This window comes from Collinsella aerofaciens, from assembly GCF_039752985.1.
In the GTDB taxonomy this organism is placed as follows: Bacteria; Actinomycetota; Coriobacteriia; order Coriobacteriales; family Coriobacteriaceae; genus Collinsella; species Collinsella aerofaciens_BT.
This window is the reverse complement of sequence record NZ_JBDMHA010000077.1, coordinates 1-4,415: the sequence shown is the minus strand read 5'-3', so window position 1 is coordinate 4,415 and position 4,415 is coordinate 1. Positions and strand designations below refer to the sequence as shown.

At 58.1% G+C, this 4,415-nt stretch carries 3 protein-coding genes and 1 pseudogene; 2 read left to right on the top strand and 2 right to left on the bottom strand.

Annotation, left to right across the window (positions count from 1 at the left end; translation table 11 throughout):
- Positions 1 to 2: 2 nt before the first annotated feature.
- Both ABHR76_RS08950 and ABHR76_RS08945 read right to left on the bottom strand, forming a co-directional pair.
- Entirely contained in the window at positions 3 to 986 is a 984-nt protein-coding gene (locus ABHR76_RS08950) for a DNA/RNA non-specific endonuclease (RefSeq protein ID WP_196022488.1), read from the bottom strand.
- Positions 987 to 1,105: 119 nt separating this feature from the next.
- Complete coding sequence (locus ABHR76_RS08945; protein WP_040359542.1) at positions 1,106 to 2,116, bottom strand: LacI family DNA-binding transcriptional regulator; 1,011 nt, start codon at positions 2,114 to 2,116, stop codon at positions 1,106 to 1,108.
- Between the two features lie 415 nt (positions 2,117 to 2,531).
- On the opposite strand from ABHR76_RS08945, the gene ABHR76_RS08940 reads away from it, so the two are divergent.
- The gene (locus ABHR76_RS08940; RefSeq protein WP_070097550.1) at positions 2,532 to 4,004 is read left to right on the top strand and encodes a PTS fructose transporter subunit IIC; all 1,473 of its coding nucleotides are present in this window, start codon (positions 2,532 to 2,534) and stop codon (positions 4,002 to 4,004) included.
- A 144-nt stretch (positions 4,005 to 4,148) separates the two neighbouring features.
- Positions 4,149 to 4,415, top strand: a pseudogene (locus ABHR76_RS08935) (class II D-tagatose-bisphosphate aldolase non-catalytic subunit); the annotation flags it as partial.

Here is a 4,415-nt window from a genome sequence, read left to right as displayed (position 1 = left end):
GGCTAGTTCCCCGAGGCCTGGTTGCGGCCGGTGACGTAGTCGATCTGCACGTGCGGCTGCAGGTTGTAGCAATATACGTGGAAGCAGAGGGTCTTGCCGTGGTCCTCGACCGATTGCGCCTCAAGGCGCACGCCACGGCAGACAAGTTCCTCTTCGTTATACATGGGCGTGACGCGGTAGAGCACATGGTTGCCCGTGTCGCGGATGTAGCCGAGAATCTGCTCCTCAAACGGCAGCATGCCCGTTTCGTTGAGATAGCGCGTGCCGGTGAGGAGATTTTTGCGGTTGGCGTTTTCGCCGCAGAGCGACCAGGCGATAAGGTGGCAGCGGTTGTAGAGGCTCTGGCCCGGAATAAAGTCGTAGCGCTGCTGATGCCAACCGGCAGGATGGATACGCGAGATATCGCCGCGCTCGCCTTGACCGAGTGATTCGGGGCCCACGCAGGCGAGTGCTTTGCGGGTGCGGCCCAGGCTGTCGAGCTTGGAGAACTTCTTAAAGCAGCCCTCTTCTGTAGCGCGCTCGTATTCATCGAGCGTGAATGATGGTGTGCCGAGCGGGTGCGTGCTGTCGGCGCGAAGGGCAACGTAGGGGTTGCCGGCGTAGTCGGGAATGCTGCTGAGATAAACACCGCGGGCGCGGTTGAGGTTGGGGTTTTCCACCTCGTCGATGGGGGCGGTGGAGCTGTCCTCGGCAACGTTATCGTTGGTGTTGGTCGCGGCGGATTCAGGGCCATCGCCAGAGTCTTGGCTATTTTGAGAGTCCGAGGAACTCGCTGTTCCCGATTCGAGCCGGGCGACCAGGTCCGCCTCGTCGTCGGTGCGGCTGGGGCTCTCGTTTTGTTTTTCGGCCAGAGCCGCCGCCTGTTCATCGCTTTGCGGCGACAGCAGCTTGGGAGCTCCGTCGAGCGATCCCGTAAACAGCGCAAACCCCAGCACCACGGCGGTGCCGATGGAAAGTACTTGCTTGTAGGTGGACTTGCGCGACATTGAGGCTCCTGGATGGACGGTTGGGAATCTACCAGTCTAGCAGGTGCCGGCAGGGGCCGTTCTGTCGAACAAATACTCAAGATTTGGGATAGACGCTACTGATTCATTTGTCCCGCGGTCTAGATCGAGGTGGAGTCGAGCCAGTTGAGCTTGCACTCGAGAATGCGCTGCTCGCCGGGTTCGCTGCTTCCGTCAAGTAGGGCGAGCAGCATCTCGGCTGCTTCGCGACCTTCTTGGTCGACGGGCTCGATGATGGTGGAGACGGTCGGTGTGGTGAGATTAGTCCAGTCTTCGCAGTTGAGTCCCAAAAGGCCGATTTGCTGCGGAAGCAGATGGGCCATTGGCTGGAGGGCCTTGTAGACACGGGGAAGTGCCCACTGATTTTGCACGAAGATAAGGGTTCGCTTGGCGGGATTGAACTTGAATTTAAAGTATTCGGTGAGCTCGTTGATTGACGGCTTGTTGTGATCGATGGGAATCGCTTTGTAGAGCTGCCCGTTCGCTGCCAGCGCCTCGGCATACCCCTGAAAACGCTCCATGCGGGTGCGCATTTCGGTCATGTTGGCGGCAATGGAAAAGAAATCTTCGTAGCCGGCGTCGAGGAGTGCCTGTGTGGCGTTGTACACGCCGTCGTAAAGGTTGGTTTTGATCCAGCTGGTACCTGGGCTATAGATGGCCGCATCGAAAAAGACGACCGGCTTGCCGGCGCGTCTAATGCGGTCATGCACGGCTTTGAAGTTTGCCGTGGGCTGGATGATAAAGCCATCGACGCCCAGCGAGAGCATCTTGTCGACGTACATGAGCTCGGTCTCGGGGTTAAAGTTGCTCGTGCAAACGACCGTCTGGTAGCCCGCGGGGAGCATGACTTGCTCCATGCCATTGAGAACGAGCCCCGCCCATTTGTTGGTGTTATCCAAAATGATGATGGCAATGACGTGGGTTTGCTTGCCGGTGAGCGTCTGCGCTTGGGCGTTGGGAACGTATCCGAGTTCCTTAATGACGCGCGCGATTTTGTTCTGCGTCTTCTCGCTAAGCTTTTCTCGTTTGTCGTTGAGGTAATACGAGACGCTTGCCGTCGAGGTTCCCGCCTCTCGAGCGACGTCTGCGATCGTAACGCGCTGTTTTGCCACAGCGACTCCTTCCGACAGATGAGCATTTTCCAACATGATGACTTTGAGTCTTGGTGAAGGATACGCTTCGGTGAGCGGCTTTTTCCTTTCATATGAGTATGCAACAAATGCGGCATACGGGTGGGGTCGAAATTTGTGACCGGCATGCGCATCTGCCGTCTACCGAGAAAATCAAATACTTCTTGACTTTTGAAATCGAGGGCAAAATCGCAGGATTCATTTTTGGTTAAACGCATAACTAAATCGCATAACCAACGCTCTGACCTGCGCGTTTACCGAAATAAGCTGGCATTAAGAAAAACGAGCACCTATATTGTTCTTGTCGAAAAGACAGCAAGTCCAAACGGCAGGGGATGCTCCGGAGGCCTCCGCAAACGGTGTCTTGCGCACGCAACTCTATGAAAAGAGGGAAGCAATGAAGATCGTAGGCGTTGCCGCCTGTACTGTGGGTATCGCCCACACGTATATGGCCCAGAAGGCGATTCAGGATGAATGCGCCGCCCGTGGCATCGAGTGCAAGGTCGAGGCTCAGGGTGGCCTGGGTATCGAGAATGAGCTCACGCAGGAAGACGTGGACTCCGCCGACCTGGTCCTGGAGTCCGTCGACGTGGGTGTCGAGAACGAGGACCGTTTTGAGCAGAAGATGGCCGAGGGCAAGTTCCTGAAGGTCGGCACCTCGGATGTAATCGCCGATCCGGTAAAGATCATCGACCAGGCCATTGAGATCATCAAGGCGACGGGTGGCGCCGTTGACGCGCCCAAGGCCGAGGCCAAGGCAGAGAAGAAGGCCGTCTCCGCTGCCCCGCAGGCCCCGACACCGGCGTCCAAGCAGTCTATCTTTGCCGATCCTGGCAAGACGCTGCTCAATGCATTCAATACCGGCGTTTCCTATTTTATCCCCATCGTCGTTATCGGCGGCGTGTTTCTTGCCTTCTCGCTGGCATCCGGTACCGCCGGCGCCAACGGCATGGAGGTTACGAACCCGCTGATGGTGAGCCTTAACACCATCGGCATGGCCGGCATCTCCATGATGATCCCGGTGCTTGCGGCATACATCTCCTACTCGATGGCCGGCAAGCCCGCGCTCGCCCCCGGTTTTGTCCTGGGCTACCTGGTCAACAACGCAGTCGTTACCCCTAACGGCAACAGCGTTTCGACCGGCTTCTTGGGCGCCATGATCATGGCGGTCATCTGCGGCTACTTTGTCCGCTGGATGAAGACCTGGAAGGTCAACAACACCATCCAGACCATCATGCCCATCCTGATCATCCCGATTCTGACCTCGCTTGTCCTGGGCATGGCCTATATCTACATCCTGGCCACGCCGCTTGGCTTTGTGATGGACTGGCTCACCGGCGTGCTCGGCAGCCTGCAGGGCGGTTCCGCAGTTGTCCTGGGTCTGGTCATTGGCGTTATGACCGCCTTCGATATGGGTGGCCCCATCAACAAGACCGCCTCGACCTTCACCATGGCCATCATGGCCTCCGGCATCTATGGCCCCAACGGCATGTTCCGCGTCGCCGTCGCCATTCCCCCGATTGCCTGCGGCCTTGCTGCGCTCATCGCCAAGAACAAGTTCGATGACGCCGATCGCCAGATGGGTATCTCCGCACTGTTCATGGGCTGCATCGGCATTACCGAGGGCGCTATCCCCTTCGCGGTCAAGGACCTTGGCCACACCCTGCCCGGCATCTGCATCGGCTCTGCCGTGGGCGCGGCGCTCGCCGCCTTCCAGGGCATCGACTGCTACGTCCCGCACGGTGGCTTTATCGTCGCCCTTGCCACCAACAACGTCGCGCTGTTCTGCCTGGACATCGTGATTGGCGCCGTGGTCGCCGCTGCAATCCTGATTGCCATGAAGCCCACGCTCGACAAGCAGGCCAAGTAAACCTTTAAGGACTCCGGTTGTGCGGAGGGATGGATTTGACTCCGCACAACCGCCCCTACACAACAAAATCCATCCGTACTGATAGGGCCCACATCTGGGTCCCAGGGAACTTTTGTCAAAAATCCTCTGGAGAAGGAGAACAAAATGTCCAACCTCACCATCCGCCAGGCCGTTCAGGGCATGCTCAAACTGCAGGATAGCGGCGATCACGCAACCATGGTCGGCATTGGCCCCATGAGCCCCAACCTGATTCAGGCCGTGTTCGAGCTTGCCAAGGACGAGGATTTCCCGCCCATGTTTATCGCCAGCCGCAACCAGGTCGATATGGACGAGATGGGCGCCGGCTACGTCAACGGTTGGGACCAGACGCGCTTTGCCGCCGACATCAAGAAGGTCGCCGACGAGGTGGGT